Consider the following 15,062-nt stretch of genomic DNA (forward strand, 5'->3'; position numbering starts at 1 on the left):
GATCACATTGCCTGAGCCTTGAAAACGCTAACATAGTATCAGGGATATATAATTTGTGATCACACCAACAAATTGCGTGATCACATTTTGCCAAAATCGCGGTTTTTGGGGCAATTTTACCTGTTTTTGCAGGTGCAGCACGTGACAGAAGCGCAAAAACCAGTAAAACCACTGGTAGCCAAAGTAAGAGGAGCCGCCATGGCCGATGTCAATCGGGGCAACCGCCCGCTCTCGCCACATATTATGATCTACCGCCCGCAGATGACATCCATGTCGTCCATCATGGTCCGATTGTCCGGCCTTGGGGTGTTTGCCGTTGCCATTCTGGTCGTCTGGTGGCTGCTGGCCGCGTCAACTTCGGAAAGTGCATTTGCGCTGATCGACGGGTTCCTGACCAGCTGGTTCGGCATGCTGATCCTGATCGTCGCGACCTGGGGGCTTTGGTATCATACGCTGGGCCGCCTGCGTCACGTGTTTTGGGATTTCGGCTACTGCCTCGACGTGAACACCTCGGAAAAGCTGGGGATGGGCATGTTCATCGGGGCCACCGTCCTGACCATTCTCACCGTGCTTGTGGTTTAAGGAGACGGACATGCGATATCTGACCGACCGCAAACGCGCGCAGGGCCTGGGCGCAGGGAAATCGGGAACACAAACCCATTGGCGGACCATGGTGCGCGCGATGATCCTGACCGTGCTGGTCCCCGTATTTGTCATCACCTTTGGAATGGGCCTCGGCGGCACGTACGAAGAGGTTCTGGCTTATTTCAGCCGCCCCTTCCCAGCGATTGTCACTGCCCTGACGCTGGTCGTGGGTCTGCAGCAGCTTATGTATGAGGCGCAGGAAACCATCGAAGACTATATCCATGGGATTCTTGAGAAAATCTCTCTCGTTGCGATGTGGGCGCTTGGCTACACGCTGATGGCTGCGGGGCTGTTCGCCCTGATCAAGCTGGCCCTGTGACGCGCGATAAGGAACAAGAACAATGACAGCAGCATATGAATATGAAACCCACGAATACGACGTCGTTGTCGTAGGCGCAGGTGGTGCCGGTCTGCGGGCAACACTGGGCATGGCCGAGCAGGGCCTGCGCACGGCCTGTGTCAGCAAGGTCTTCCCGACACGATCGCATACGGTTGCGGCGCAGGGTGGTATTGCCGCGTCCCTGTCCAATATGGGGCCGGACCACTGGCAGTGGCATATGTATGACACGGTCAAGGGCTCGGACTGGCTGGGTGATACCGATGCGATGGAATACCTCGCGCGCGAAGCGCCAAAGGCGGTGTATGAGCTGGAACACTACGGCGTACCTTTCAGCCGCACCGAGGAAGGCAAGATCTATCAGCGCCCCTTCGGTGGTCACACCACCGAGTTCGGCGAAGGCCCCGCCGTGCAGCGCACCTGTGCGGCCGCGGACCGGACCGGTCACGCGATCCTGCATACGCTCTATGGTCAGTCGCTTAAGAACAACGCCGAATTCTACATCGAATATTTCGCCATCGACCTGTTGATGAGCGATGATGGCCAGTGTCAGGGCGTTGTCTGCTGGAAACTGGACGACGGCACAATGCATGTCTTCAACGCCAAGATGGTTGTGCTGGCGACCGGCGGCTATGGCCGCGCCTATTTCAGCGCCACCTCGGCCCATACCTGCACCGGTGACGGCGGCGGTATGGTCATGCGCGCGGGTCTTCCGATGCAGGATCTGGAGTTCGTTCAGTTCCATCCGACCGGCATCTACGGGTCGGGTTGCCTGATCACCGAAGGCGCACGGGGTGAGGGCGGTTACCTGACCAACTCTGAAGGCGAACGGTTCATGGAGCGGTACGCGCCCCAGTACAAGGACCTTGCGCCGCGTGACTATGTCTCGCGTTCGATGACCATGGAAATCCGCGAAGGCCGTGGTGTTGGTGGTGAAGGCGACCACATCCACCTGAACCTGTCACACCTGCCGGCTGAAGCTCTGGCCGAGCGCCTGCCCGGTATCTCGGAAAGTGCAAAGATTTTCGCCGGTGTTGACGTCACTAAAGAGCCGATCCCGGTTCTGCCGACGGTTCACTACAACATGGGTGGTATTCCGACCAACTACTGGGGTGAGGTGATAAACCCGACCGAAGAAGACCCGACAGCCGTGGTTCCGGGCCTGATGGCCGTCGGTGAAGCTGGCTGTGCCTCGGTCCATGGGGCCAACCGGCTTGGGTCGAACTCGCTGATCGACCTCGTGGTCTTTGGACGTGCGGCGGCGATCCGCGCCGGCAAGGTTGTGGATCGCGACAGCCCGGTGCCGACCAGTTCGGCTGACAAGATCGAGAAAGTGTTCGAACGCTTTGACGGGCTGCGTTACGCGCAAGGGGCCACCCCGACCGCTGATCTGCGTCTGGAAATGCAGAAAACGATGCAGCGCGACGCCGCGGTGTTCCGCACAGCCAAGACCATGAAAGAAGGGGTCGAGGCGATGACGGAAATCGCGGGCAAGATGTCCGATCTGAAAGTGACGGATACCTCGCTGGTCTGGAACTCGGACCTGATGGAGACGCTGGAGCTGACGAACCTGATGCCGTCGGCAATCTCGACCATCGTCAGCGCCGAGGCCCGTCACGAAAGCCGTGGCGCCCATGCGCATGAGGACTATCCCGAACGGGACGATGAAAACTGGCGGGTTCACACCGTCAGCCGTGTGGATGAAACCGGCACCAAGGTTGATCTCAGCTATCGCCCGGTGATCGTCGATCCGCTGAGCACCGAAGCCGAAGGCGGCATCAGCCTCAAGAAAATCGCGCCCAAAGCGCGGACGTTCTGATCAGGAGCGGACAGAAGGCAATGCGGTGCAAGCGCCACATACCCACCGACACGACAAACGCCCCTTTCGGGCGCGGTGAGGGGTGCTTGCCATGACGGTTGAACAACTGCCCTCGGGCCGGCGAGACCCAAAGATCATCCTGATCGGTTTGAACCGCTGCGCCACCACGTCGCTGCACAAGCTGTTTCAGAACAGCGGCATTGCGTCGGCGCATTGGGTGGATGATCAGGGCGACAATCTGGCCCAGAAAATGGTGACGAATATCGCCATGGGTCGGAAACCTCTGGAGGGGTTCGGTTCCGTCCGGGCCTTTACCGACATTGCCTTTGTGAATGCCCGGTTCATGCTGGATGGCACGCGGTTCTTCCGCGAATTGCATGCGGCTTATCCGGATGCCTATTTCCTGCTGAACACGCGCGATCGCGAGGATTGGATTTTGTCGCGCGCGCTGCACAGCAATGGCGGCTATCTCGAACGCTGCTGCAAGGCCAACGGGATGGGCGCAGACGACGTGAAACAGGGCTGGCGACGGATGTATGACGTACATCACGCCGAGGTGCAGGCCTATTTCGACGGGAACCCAAGGTTCCTGCGCTTTGATATCGACCGCGACGACCCTCAGGCGATTGCCGACTGGTTGTCAGCGGATTTTGACGTGAACGCTGCCCATTGGGGGCACCACAATCGAGGCGCGTCTGACCGCGCCCGGACAGGCTGAATGGAGAATTGACATGGTTCAACTGACCCTGCCCAAGAATTCCCGGATTACGACCGGTAAGACATGGCCCAAACCGGACGGCGCGAAGAACCTGCGCAAGTTCCAGATCTATCGCTGGAACCCCGATGACGGACAGAACCCGCGTGTCGACACGTATTTCGTCGATATGGACAGCTGCGGCCCGATGATTCTGGACGCGCTGATCAAGATCAAGAACGAGATCGATCCGACCCTGACCTTCCGCCGTTCGTGCCGGGAAGGCATCTGTGGTTCCTGTGCGATGAATATCGACGGGATCAACACGCTGGCCTGTATCTACGGTATGGATGAGATCAAGGGCGACGTGAAAATCTATCCGCTGCCGCATATGCCTGTGGTCAAGGACCTGATCCCCGACCTGACGCATTTCTACGCGCAGCACGCCTCGATCATGCCGTGGCTGGAAACCAAAACCAACCGCCCCGCGAAAGAGTGGAAGCAGTCCATCGAAGACCGCAAAAAGCTCGACGGCCTGTATGAATGCGTGATGTGCGCCAGCTGCTCGACCTCATGCCCGAGCTATTGGTGGAACGGCGACCGTTACCTCGGCCCCGCCGCGCTGCTGCATGCCTACCGCTGGATCATCGACAGCCGCGATGAAGCTACGGGCGAGCGTCTGGATGAGCTGGAGGATCCCTTCAAGCTGTATCGCTGCCACACGATCATGAACTGTGCCAAGACTTGCCCGAAGGGTCTGAACCCGGCAGCAGCGATTGCGCAGATTAAGAAGATGATGGTCGAACGCTCTGTCTGATCGACCGGAGCGCTTGCCGTGCTGCGGCAAGCGCATGCCCCCTTTGCAAAAACGTCCGATGTCGTCAGACCACTGACGCGGTATGTTTGCAAAAGGGAGGAGTGATGAAATCAGGATCACTCCGATGAGTACACAAACAAACACACCGAAAACCGACGCCAAGGAAGCTCTGACCCTGTTGGAGCAAGCTTGGGCGTACTACACGCCTGAACCAGCTGTCGCAGAAGATCAGCGAGAGCCTGAACTTTTCGAATACGCAAACGCAGCGTGACACCAGCCTTGCCATTTGCGGCTGGAACGGGCCAAACAGAACTATGCCTGTTCTTCTGCTTCTTCTGGCCGCCGGGGTTTTCGCCTATTTCTTCTGGCGATCTCGCACGTCTTCGCTGACGCGCGACTGTCGCTGGCGTCAGCACCGAGACGAAGGTATGTGGGTCTGCGCCTTTTGCGGCGCGACATCAGATGGTCTAGATCGTCCTTCGAAATGTCTGCGGCAATCAATCGGTAAATAGAAATCGGGCCCAGACATGCTCGGCCCGTTTCACGTTATGCAGCGTCCGGGAAGGCCGCTTGCAGCGCGATCTCGACCATGTCGCCAAAGCTGCGCTCTCGCTCGGATGAGGGCAGGGCCTCGCCCGTCAGCAGGTGGTCCGAGACGGTCAGAACCGCAAGCGCCCGGCATTTGTGTCTGGCCGCGAGAATGTAAAGCTCGGCCGCTTCCATCTCGACCCCCAGAATGCCGTGACGCACCATCTGTTCGTTCAGATCGGGGCGCTCATCATAGAAGACATCTGACGAATAGATCCCGCCCACATGGGTCGGTGTTCCCTTGGCCGCCGCCGCATTGGCTGCGGCGTGCAGCAGGCTCCAATCGGCGCAGGGCGCGAAGTTCAGTTCCTTCATGATGCCTCGGGACGGCGTGCTGAGCGTGGTCGACGTCATAGCCAGAATAACATCCCGGACATTGACGCTGTCCTGCATACCGCCGCAGGAACCGATGCGGATCAGTGTCTTTGCGCCGAAATCCCGGATCAATTCGTTTACGTAAATGGAAAGCGAAGGCATTCCCATGCCGCTGCCCTGAATAGTGACGGGGTTTCCTTTCCACGTACCGGTAAACCCGAGCATGCCACGTACATCATTGACTAACCGAACGTCATCCAGAAAGGTTTCCGCCGCCCATTTTGCCCGATAGGGATCTCCGGGCAATAGAACGGTTTCAGCGATGTCACCTTTTTCTGCGCCAATATGAATTGTCATTTCTAAAACGCCCTCAAATTCAGATTTCCAACTCGGCGATATCGGTGCCGGAATTCAGCGCGTCATGCACCCATTTAGGCTTGCGCCCACGTCCCGTCCAGGTTTGATCGGGCGCGTTCGGGTTTCGGTATTTCGCTTTTGATTTCTGTTGCTTGGTGCTTTTCGAAGAACCATCCAAGAGATCTGACAGAGGAAATCCGAACTCTGCAGCGGCCTTTTCAGCAGCTTCCAGAGCGGCTTTACGCTCGCGCTTTTCGGCATTTACCAGGGCTTTATCAATATCGTCGCGCAATTGTAGAAGTTCATTGCGCGACATGTTTTCAAGCTCAAGTCCCATTATTTTTCCCTCTTTCAGGCGTGAGTGGTTGCGGTTGTAAAATACAAGCCGCATTTCCACACGCGGATATAGGCCATTCCCTTGATTTCGGGAATAGCCTTCAAGAGTTTTTCCAAACGAGTTTTTATTCGGCAGCGATTTCCTGCGGGTCCACCAGCGCGACGATATCACCCATAATTGCATTCAGCTCGAAATTCTTCGGCGTGTAAATTCGGGCGACGCCTATTTTCTTCAAAGCCTCGGCATCTTCGTCAGGAATAATTCCGCCAACGATAACCGGCACATGCGACAGACCTGCCTGCTTCAGACGGGCCATCACATCTTCGACCAGAGGCAGATGACTGCCAGACAGGATCGACAAGCCGATTACATGGGCATCATCCTCGGACGCGGCGGAAACGATTTCTTCCGGCGTCAGGCGAATGCCGTCATAGCTGATATCCATGCCGCAATCGCGGGCGCGGAAGGCGATCTGCTCGGCTCCGTTCGAATGGCCATCCAAACCGGGCTTGCCCACCAGGAACTTCAAACGACGCCCCAGCCGGTCACTGACCGCATCGACCGAGGCGCGCAAATCCTCCAACCCTTCGGTTTTGTTCGAGACCGAACCAGACACGCCGGTCGGACCACGATAGGTGCCGTAGACCTTGCGCATTTCCTCGGCCCATTCGCCTGTGGTTGCGCCGGCCTTGGCCGCAGCAATCGAGGGCTCCATGACATTCGCGCCGGTTTGCGCGGCCTCACGCAGTGCAGCCAAAGCCGCCGTTACGGCTGCGTCATCACGCTCTGCCCGCCAGTCGTTCAGTCGATTGATCTGTTCCTGCTCGACCGCCGGGTCGACGACCATAATGCCGCCATCCTCGGTCTGCAGGGGCGAGGGTTCACCTTCGACCCATTTGTTCACGCCGACCACAATGGTCTCGTTCCGTTCGATGCGGTTCAGGCGTTCCGCATTGGAATCGACAAGGCGGGACTTCATGTATTCGATCGAGGCGACAGCACCGCCCATAGAGTCGAGATTGGCCAACTCAGCCCGCGCGCCCTCTTTGAGTTCTTCGACCTTGGCATCAACCGCCGGGTTGCCATCGAACAGGTCGTCATATTCAAGCAGGTCCGTCTCATAGGCTAGGATCTGCTGCATTCGCATCGACCATTGCTGATCCCATGGACGGGGCAGGCCAAGCGCCTCGTTCCACGCGGGCAACTGCACGGCACGGGCGCGGGCCTTTTTCGACAGGGTCACGGCCAGCATCTCGATCAGGATACGGTAGACGTTGTTTTCCGGCTGCTGCTCGGTCAGACCCAGCGAGTTCACCTGAACGCCATAGCGGAAGCGGCGGAACTTGGGGTTCTCGACGCCATAGCGTTCTTGCAGGATTTCATCCCAAAGATCGACAAAGGCCCGCATTTTGCACATTTCGGTAACAAAACGGATGCCAGCATTCACGAAGAAGGAAATGCGTCCGCACAGGGCGGGGAAGTCCTCGGCAGGGACGCGCGGGCGAAGCTCATCCAGCACAGCGATGGCCGTGGCCAGCGCGTAGGCCAGTTCCTGTTCGGGTGTCGCGCCGGCCTCTTGCAGGTGGTATGAACACACGTTCATCGGGTTCCATTTCGGCACGTTGGTATAGCAATACTCGGCCACATCCGCGATCATTTTCAGCGATGGCTTGGGCGGGCAGACATAGGTGCCGCGGCTGAGGTATTCCTTGATCAGATCGTTCTGAACGGTGCCTTGTAGTTTCGAAACATCCGCGCCCTGCTCCTCGGCCACGGCGATGTAAAGCGCCAGCAGCCACGGGGCTGTCGCATTGATCGTCATCGAGGTGTTCATCTGCTCCAGCGGGATCTGATCGAACAGGACCCGCATGTCGCCCAGATGGCAGATCGGCACACCCACCTTACCCACCTCACCCCGCGCCAGCGTATGATCGCTGTCATAGCCCGTTTGTGTCGGCAGATCGAAAGCCACCGACAGGCCGGTCTGACCTTTGGCAAGGTTGCCGCGATACAGCGCGTTCGAAGCTCTGGCGGTGGAATGGCCGGCATAGGTCCGGATCAGCCAGGGGCGGTCTTTCTGCATCTGCGTCATGGGCGGGCCTCGTGGTTCGATGGGTAACAAAATTACGTATGTGGGTTCTAAATCGCAATTTTCGGGCATTGTCAATTCGCTGCGTTGCGGCATCTGTGAATTGTCTAGATTGTGAGCCGTCTCGATTGGTGGCAGTGTGACCCGATGATGAGAACCGTGGAACTTCCGCTGTGGCTATTCCTGTTGATTGTGGTCTTTGCCATGGTCACGTTTGCCTCGCATTTTCTGTTCCCGTCTGTCCGCTGGTTCTTTCGCCGCAGGCTTGAGAGGGCGGTCTCTCGCTTAAACACGCGTCTGCAACGGCCAATCCAGCCGTTCAAGCTGGCGCGGCGGCACGACATGATTCAGCGGCTTATCTACGATCCTCAAGTCGGGCACGCTGTCCAGCAGCATGCCCATGACGAAGGTATCCCCGAAGCCGTTGCGTTCGAAAAAGCCCGCCGATACGCGCGGGAGATCGTGCCGTCCTTTTCCGCCTTTGCCTATTTCAGCTTTGCCATTCGCCTGTCCCGGTTGCTCAGCAACACGTTCTACAACGTTCATCTCAGCTATAAGGATGAAAGCGCGATCAAGGATATCGACCCCGAGGCGACGGTTGTTTTTGTGATGAACCACCGCAGCAATATGGACTATGTTCTGGTCACTTATCTGGCGGCGCAGCAATCCGCCCTGTCTTACGCCGTGGGTGAATGGGCGCGGGTTTGGCCGCTCAGCCGGTTGATCCGGGCAATGGGGGCCTATTTCATCCGACGCAAATCGGGCAGTGAGCTATATCGTCAGGTTCTGGCCAGCTATGTTCGCCACGCGACCGAGGCGGGGGTCACACAAGCGATGTTCCCCGAAGGCGGGCTAAGTCTGACCGGCGCATTGGGGCGGCCTAAGCTGGGGTTGTTGAAATACATCATCGATGGCACCTCGCCCGAGGGGCGCGATGTTGTGTTTGTGCCCGTGGCCCTGAACTATGACCGCGTGCTTGAGGATACGATTCTGACGCGCGCCGCCCTCGGAACCGATCGACGGTTTCGCGCCCGGATCGGGGTGATCACAAGTTGGGTTCTCAAACAGGTCTGGCGTCGTCTTATTGGTCGCTACAAGCGGTTCGGACTGGCCGCGGTTCGGTATGGTGAGCCGATCTCGCTGAAAGAATTCGAGGCGCGCGCCGGGGATGAGGTCATGACTGACCTCGCCCGCGCGTTGATGCAACGAATTGGCGCAGCGATTCCCTTGGTGCCTGGTCCGGCCGCATGCTGGCTGCTGCGCGAAAACGGTCCAATGCCCGAACACGAGATACGGAGCCGTATCCTTGCCCTTATGGAGGCCGATGGCCTGGCACTTGCGGAGGCAGAGGGCGCGATCAAAAGCGCAGTGGATCAAATGGTCGAGCGGCGCATTCTGACCCGCGCGGGCGGTATTTTGGACCTGTCAGGGCAGCGCGAGGATCTTTTGGAATATTACGCAGACTCGGTACCCGAACAGTTGAAATCTTTGAATGCTGCGCTCGCGAAGGATATTTCTGCACCTGCAGGGTCATAAAATTACAAAAATGATCCAAACATGGTTGCAATGTTGCGCAACCCCTCCTATCCCTGCTGTAGCACAGGCGGCGATTCTGCGTCGCGGCAAAGGTATTGAAAAAGGAGGCCAGCATGGCTTTGGACACCGAAAGCGGTATCGCGTCGTACGAGGCACCCGAAAAGGACCTCTATGAAATGGGGGAAATTCCTCCGATGGGGTTTGTGCCCAAGCAGATGTACGCTTGGGCGATCCGCAAAGAGCGTCACGGAGACCCAGACACTGCGATGCAGCAGGAAGTGGTTGATATTCCCGAGCTGGATAGTAACGAGGTTCTCGTCCTCGTGATGGCGGCGGGCGTCAACTATAATGGCGTCTGGGCCGCTTTGGGTCAGCCGATCAGCCCGTTTGATGGCCACAAGGCCCCTTATCACATCGCCGGTTCGGATGCGTCGGGCATTGTTTGGGCCGTGGGTGACAAGGTCAAGCGCTGGAAGGTCGGCGATGAGGTGGTGATCCACTGCAATCAGGATGATGGCGACGACGAAGAATGCAACGGCGGCGATCCGATGTACTCGCCCAGCCAGCGCATCTGGGGATATGAAACTCCGGATGGGTCATTCAGCCAGTTCACCCGGGTGCAGGCGCAACAGCTGATGCCGCGCCCCAAGCATCTGACCTGGGAAGAGGCGGCTTGCTACACCCTGACGCTGGCGACAGCCTACCGGATGCTGTTCGGGCATGAGCCTCATGACCTGAAGCCCGGTCAGAACGTTCTGGTCTGGGGCGCGTCGGGCGGTCTGGGGTCTTACGCGATCCAGTTGATCAACACGGCGGGCGCGAATGCGATCGGTGTGATCTCGGACGAAAGCAAGCGGGATTTCGTAATGGGGCTGGGCGCCAAGGGCGTACTGAACCGCAAGGATTTCAACTGCTGGGGTCAGCTGCCCACGGTCAACACGCCTGAATATGCCGAATGGTTCAAAGAGGCCCGCAAGTTCGGCAAAGCGATCTGGGACATCACCGGCAAGGGTAACAACGTTGACATGGTGTTCGAACACCCGGGCGAAAGCACTTTCCCGGTGTCGACCTTCGTGGTGAAAAAGGGCGGCATGGTCGTGATCTGCGCTGGCACCTCCGGGTTCAACTGTACCTTTGACGTGCGCTATATGTGGATGCACCAGAAACGCCTGCAGGGGTCGCATTTTGCGCATCTGAAGCAAGCGGCAGCCGCAAACAAGCTGATGGTCGAGCGTCGTCTGGATCCCTGCATGTCGGAAGTGTTCGCGTGGAACGATCTGCCCGAAGCGCATATGAAGATGCTGCGCAACGAACACAAGCCGGGCAACATGTCGGTTCTGGTTCAGGCCCCGCGCACCGGCATGCGCACATTGGAAGAGGTTCTGGACGCGCGTCCGTAAACCTATTCTGAAATAGACAAAAAACACCCGTGAATCGGATTTTCGATACGCGGGTGTTCTGCCTTTCTGGCGGCCCCTTTTTCCTTTCAACAGGTTGGAATTTTGTCCTTCCCTATTTTTGGGGAGTAGAAACCGGTGAATAGGTCAAAAAGATCACACATGTTATGGTTGTTGTTAACACTTCGTTAACTGTTTCAGAGAGACCCTTATGGCGCAAAATGAGTGGATACTGGACGTATTGTCGGACCTCAACGCGTTCGCTGTCGCGAATGGGTTGACCGCCTTGGCCGAACAGCTGGATGACACCAAGCTGATCGCCGCGGCCGAGATTGCGTCCATGACAGATAAGGCACGGGCGCCCGCGGATGGGAACAGAACTCGATTTGGGTCAGATCCTGAAGGATTTGGAAAACACCAGCACGCTTGATGAGCTTGGCGCGGTCGCCATTCGCCTGCGCGACTGTCTGAAAGTCGAACATCTGACATATCATTGGGTGGATGCCGCCGGGGATCAGTACGGCTATACCACCTATTCCGATGCCTGGGACGAACGGTATCGCGAAAAGAACTATCACCGTATCGACCCGGTGATTGTAGGCTGTTTCCAACGATTTCACCCGGTCGACTGGAAGGCGCTGGACTGGTCCAGCAAGGTTTCCAAGGCGTTTCTTCAGGATGCATTGGAACATGGGGTGGGCAATCAGGGCTATTCTATTCCGATCCGGGGGCCGAACGGGCAGTTTGCACTATTTACCGTCAGTCATAGTTGCGACGATGCTGCCTGGCAGGAGTTCATCTCGACTTTCGGGCGCGAGTTGATTCTTGTGGCGCATTACATCAACCGCAAAGCGCTGGAGTTTGAAAAAGAAAGGCAGCCTGAAGCGACCCGAGGTCTGTCCCCGCGTGAAATTGATGCGATGACCTTGCTTGCGCAGGGTTTCAGCCGCGCGCAGGTCGCGCATTCGCTGTCGATCTCGGAACACACGCTCAGGGTCTATATTGAAAGCGCGCGCTCGAAACTGGGCGCGCAGAACACGACGCATGCGATCGCAACCGCGCTCAGCCGAGGGTTAATAGTCGCTTAAGCAACGTACGGTCCTAAAACAGTAAATTAACTGCGACTTCGTACCCCTTTCGTTCCTGCACAGGACGACAAGGGGAATTAATCATGTTGCGTTATTTGTATGCGGATGAGCTGCATAATTTTCCAGCTTTGGCCGAAGGTATGTTTCGCGATCGCGCGGACCAGTTCAAGACCAGGCTGGGATGGGACGTTTACGTCAATGAAAAGGGAGAGGAGCGGGATCAATATGATGACCTCAACCCGCTCTATGTGATTTGGGAAGAACCTGATGGCAGCCATGGCGGCTCGATGCGGGTTCTGCCGACCACGGGTCCGGTCATGGTAAATGAGGTGTTCGGTCATCTGAACGAAGGTCAGCCGATCTGCAGCCCTCTGATCTGGGAGGTCACGCGCTTTTGCCTGTCGCGCACGGCCAGCCCGCACACGGCCGGAGCCATCATGCTGAGCGGGGGCGAAATGATGGAGGGCTTCGGCCTGACCCATATCGCGGGTGTCTTTGATGCGCGGATGATCCGGATCTATCGTCTGATCGGGTCGTCTCCGATTGTGCTGGGGGCCGAGGGGAAAGGGCGCGATCAAATCTCGGTTGGTCTGTGGCCTTATTCTGCGGATGATTGCAACCGCGTGGCCGAACGGGCGGGCATCCCGCGTGAGCTTTCGCGCCTATGGTTCAGGACCGCGTTCGGCCCGGCCAAACAGCATCGATTTGCGCTGTCAGCTTAGGCCTTGGAAAACCCAAATCCGTATCTGGTGAAGGGTGGCGCGGCCCTGTAGGGTCGCGCCATGTCTTTGCCGAATGTTACCTTCTCAGAAGATCAGGCCGCCGCCTATGACAGCATCGCCGAGATGCTGCGCTCTGCCGGGGTGGACCTTGAAGATGATGCCCTGCTGAAACTGCCCGGAAACGGCGAATCCGGGGTGATGGCGGTGATCGGCAAGGCCGGTTCGGGCAAAACCCTGCTGCTGGCAGAACTGTACAAGGCGCTGGCCGATACGGGCGTTCAGATCGTCTCGGGCGACTATGAAAGCCGCAAATCCCGCGACAAGCGCAGCCTGGCGATTCTGGCGCCCACGAACAAGGCCGCCAGCGTGCTGCGCCTGCGGGGGGTGCCCGCGACGACCATCCACCGCATTCTCTATACGCCGGTCTACGACCCTGAATATGAACGCATCGCTGAATGGCTTGCGGGCAATGACGAACGGCCCGAAATCGAAGGCCTGACGGATGAGGCGCTGGATCGCGCGGCAGCCTTCTATCAGAACAACAAGTCGATCCCCGGTGCTCTGGCCGCTGCAGGTCTGCGCGGGTCGGACTTCATTACCGGCTGGAAACGCCGGGAAGAACCGTTGGACGTTGGCTTTGTCGACGAAGCCTCGATGCTGGATGACCGCCAGTTTGATGATCTGAAAGAGATTTTTCCGACGCTGTTGTTGTTTGGCGATCCGGCACAGCTGGCACCGGTGAATCAATCCGGCAGCATGGTGTTCGAAACCCTGCCTGAGCCGCGCAAGCTGACCCTGCACCGCATACACCGTCAGGATGCCGACAATCCTATCTTGGATCTGGCCCATGCTCTCGCCGACCCCGCCATGGGGTTTGAGGATTTCGAGCGTCTGGTCGAGGACACCGCGCGCCGCGATGACCGTGTGGTCTGGGGTCAGCGGGTCGAGGTTGACCTGATGGCCCGCAGCCCGGTTCTGGTCTGGCGCAACGCAACACGCATCCGTCTGATTCAGGCTTTCCGAAACGTCCACGGCGCGCCCGAGACAGAGCTGCTGGAAGGTGAGCCGCTGATCTGCGACGGGATCGAGCTGCCGTTGAAGCACCGAAAGAAACGGTTGGATCTTGAGGCGCGCGGCCTGATCAAAGGTGCGCAGGTCATCTATCTGGGGCCGGGGCGAAAGCCCGGTTTCTCGCGCCTGCATGTGATGGGGGCCGAGGACCCTCAGGTCAGTGCGGCGTCGATAGTGCAGATCGAAAAGCCGGATGAAGAGGAGCCGTTCATCCCCTTTGCCGCGCGTATGGGCGCGACCTTTCTGCATGGGGCAGCGGTGACCATCCACAAGGCACAGGGTTCGCAATGGAATACGGTGCAGGTCTTTGCGCCCGACATCTACGCCGCTGCCCGTATGGGCCGGAGTGAGGCCGGACAACCCCTGTGGAAGCGGCTTGCCTATGTGGCCATCACCCGCGCGCAGGAACGGTTGATCTGGGTGGTGCGCAATCGGTTGTCCAAACCCACCCATCCTCTGCGCGTTGATGATCTGCGTGCCATACCGGCGGCGACCCTGACACTGGAGTCGGAAGAGATATGAAATCCATCCTCATAACCGGTGCGAGTTCCGGGATCGGAAAAGCCACAGCCGAGCTGTTTCTGGCCGAGGGCTGGATCGTCGGCCTGTTGGCGCGCAGCGAAGACAAACTGACAGAAATGGCCGAAGGGCATCGCAACGCCATCCCTCTGGTCGCGGATGTGACCGATCCGGTTGCGATTGCGCGCGCCTTCCGGTCTTTTTCGAATAGGGCCGAGCGGCTGGATGTTTTGTTCAATAACGCGGGCATATTCGCGCCCGGGGGCACGATTGACGAAATCGCGCTGGAGGACTGGTACCAGAGTGTCAATGTCAACCTCAACGGCATGTTCCTGAGCGCGCGTGAGGCGTTTCGGATCATGCGTCACCAATCCCCGCAAGGCGGACGTATCATCAACAATGGCTCAATCGCCGCGCATGTGCCGCGCCCGAACTCGGTGCATTATTCGGCGACGAAACATGCCATTACGGGCCTGACGCGCAGCTTGTCTTTGGACGGGCGCGATTTTGGCATTGCCTGTGGTCAGATCGACATCGGAAATGCCCGCACCCAGATGGTGCAGGGGCTGGTCGACGCCGCGATCGCAGACGGTACGACGCCCGACCCGACCATGGATGTGGAAGACGCTGCCAGATCGGTGTTGCACATGGCAAATCTACCGCCCGAGGCCAACGTGCAATTCATGACCGTAATGGCTACGACCATGCCTTATATCGGTCGGGGCTGAGCG

Annotated in this window: 15 protein-coding genes; 12 read left to right on the forward strand and 3 right to left on the reverse strand. The window is 58.2% G+C overall.

All coding sequences use genetic code 11. From position 1 onward, the window contains the following. The first annotated feature begins 198 nt into the window (after positions 1–198). From sdhC to AC2FD8_RS15475, 6 genes are all read left to right on the forward strand, one after another. Positions 199–582, forward strand: coding sequence for a succinate dehydrogenase, cytochrome b556 subunit (sdhC, locus tag AC2FD8_RS15450; protein ID WP_496857529.1), 384 nt, complete (start codon positions 199–201; stop codon positions 580–582). Positions 583–592: 10 nt separating this feature from the next. Then, entirely contained in the window at positions 593–964 is a 372-nt protein-coding gene (locus tag AC2FD8_RS15455; RefSeq protein WP_496857531.1) for a succinate dehydrogenase, hydrophobic membrane anchor protein, read from the forward strand. A gap of 22 nt (positions 965–986) precedes the next feature. Then, positions 987–2,801, forward strand: coding sequence for a succinate dehydrogenase flavoprotein subunit (gene sdhA / locus AC2FD8_RS15460; protein ID WP_496857532.1), 1,815 nt, complete (start codon positions 987–989; stop codon positions 2,799–2,801). Between the two features lie 91 nt (positions 2,802–2,892). Next, positions 2,893–3,519, forward strand: a complete 627-nt coding sequence (locus AC2FD8_RS15465) for a sulfotransferase (RefSeq protein ID WP_496857534.1) — start codon at positions 2,893–2,895, stop codon at positions 3,517–3,519. A gap of 13 nt (positions 3,520–3,532) precedes the next feature. Further along, entirely contained in the window at positions 3,533–4,312 is a 780-nt protein-coding gene (locus tag AC2FD8_RS15470) for a succinate dehydrogenase iron-sulfur subunit (RefSeq protein WP_496857536.1), read from the forward strand. A gap of 124 nt (positions 4,313–4,436) precedes the next feature. After that, entirely contained in the window at positions 4,437–4,583 is a 147-nt protein-coding gene (locus AC2FD8_RS15475; RefSeq protein ID WP_496857538.1) for a hypothetical protein, read from the forward strand. A gap of 275 nt (positions 4,584–4,858) precedes the next feature. On the opposite strand, the gene deoD is transcribed toward AC2FD8_RS15475, so the two are convergent. The 3 genes from deoD to AC2FD8_RS15490 are packed head-to-tail and all read right to left on the reverse strand — an operon-like array spanning position 4,859 to position 8,001. Continuing rightward, positions 4,859–5,572, reverse strand: a complete 714-nt coding sequence (deoD, locus tag AC2FD8_RS15480; RefSeq protein ID WP_496857539.1) for a purine-nucleoside phosphorylase — start codon at positions 5,570–5,572, stop codon at positions 4,859–4,861. Positions 5,573–5,591: 19 nt separating this feature from the next. Continuing rightward, on the reverse strand, positions 5,592–6,092 hold the full coding sequence (locus AC2FD8_RS15485) for an H-NS histone family protein (RefSeq protein ID WP_496857541.1): 501 nt from the start codon (positions 6,090–6,092) through the stop codon (positions 5,592–5,594). Continuing rightward, on the reverse strand, positions 6,034–8,001 hold the full coding sequence (locus AC2FD8_RS15490; protein ID WP_496857543.1) for a protein meaA: 1,968 nt from the start codon (positions 7,999–8,001) through the stop codon (positions 6,034–6,036). Before AC2FD8_RS15490 ends, AC2FD8_RS15485 begins: the two co-directional genes overlap by 59 nt. Before the next feature lie 144 nt (positions 8,002–8,145). On the opposite strand from AC2FD8_RS15490, the gene AC2FD8_RS15495 reads away from it, so the two are divergent. From AC2FD8_RS15495 to AC2FD8_RS15520, 6 genes are all read left to right on the forward strand, one after another. Beyond that, positions 8,146–9,534 (forward strand): 1-acyl-sn-glycerol-3-phosphate acyltransferase, encoded by a 1,389-nt coding sequence (locus AC2FD8_RS15495; RefSeq protein ID WP_496857545.1) that lies wholly within the window; start codon positions 8,146–8,148, stop codon positions 9,532–9,534. Positions 9,535–9,647: 113 nt separating this feature from the next. Beyond that, positions 9,648–10,934, forward strand: coding sequence for a crotonyl-CoA carboxylase/reductase (ccrA, locus tag AC2FD8_RS15500; RefSeq protein ID WP_496857547.1), 1,287 nt, complete (start codon positions 9,648–9,650; stop codon positions 10,932–10,934). A gap of 365 nt (positions 10,935–11,299) precedes the next feature. Further along, a complete protein-coding gene (locus tag AC2FD8_RS15505) occupies positions 11,300–12,019 on the forward strand; it encodes a helix-turn-helix transcriptional regulator (protein WP_496857549.1) in 720 nt (239 codons plus the stop codon). Between the two features lie 83 nt (positions 12,020–12,102). Further along, a complete protein-coding gene (locus AC2FD8_RS15510; protein ID WP_496857551.1) occupies positions 12,103–12,741 on the forward strand; it encodes an acyl-homoserine-lactone synthase in 639 nt (212 codons plus the stop codon). 60 nt (positions 12,742–12,801) lie between these two features. Further along, a complete protein-coding gene (locus AC2FD8_RS15515) occupies positions 12,802–14,334 on the forward strand; it encodes an ATP-dependent DNA helicase (protein ID WP_496857553.1) in 1,533 nt (510 codons plus the stop codon). After that, positions 14,331–15,059, forward strand: a complete 729-nt coding sequence (locus AC2FD8_RS15520; protein WP_496857555.1) for an SDR family oxidoreductase — start codon at positions 14,331–14,333, stop codon at positions 15,057–15,059. The genes AC2FD8_RS15515 and AC2FD8_RS15520 overlap by 4 nt, the downstream gene beginning before the upstream one ends. Positions 15,060–15,062 lie beyond the last annotated feature (3 nt).

This window comes from Ruegeria sp. YTSC192, from assembly GCF_059609705.1.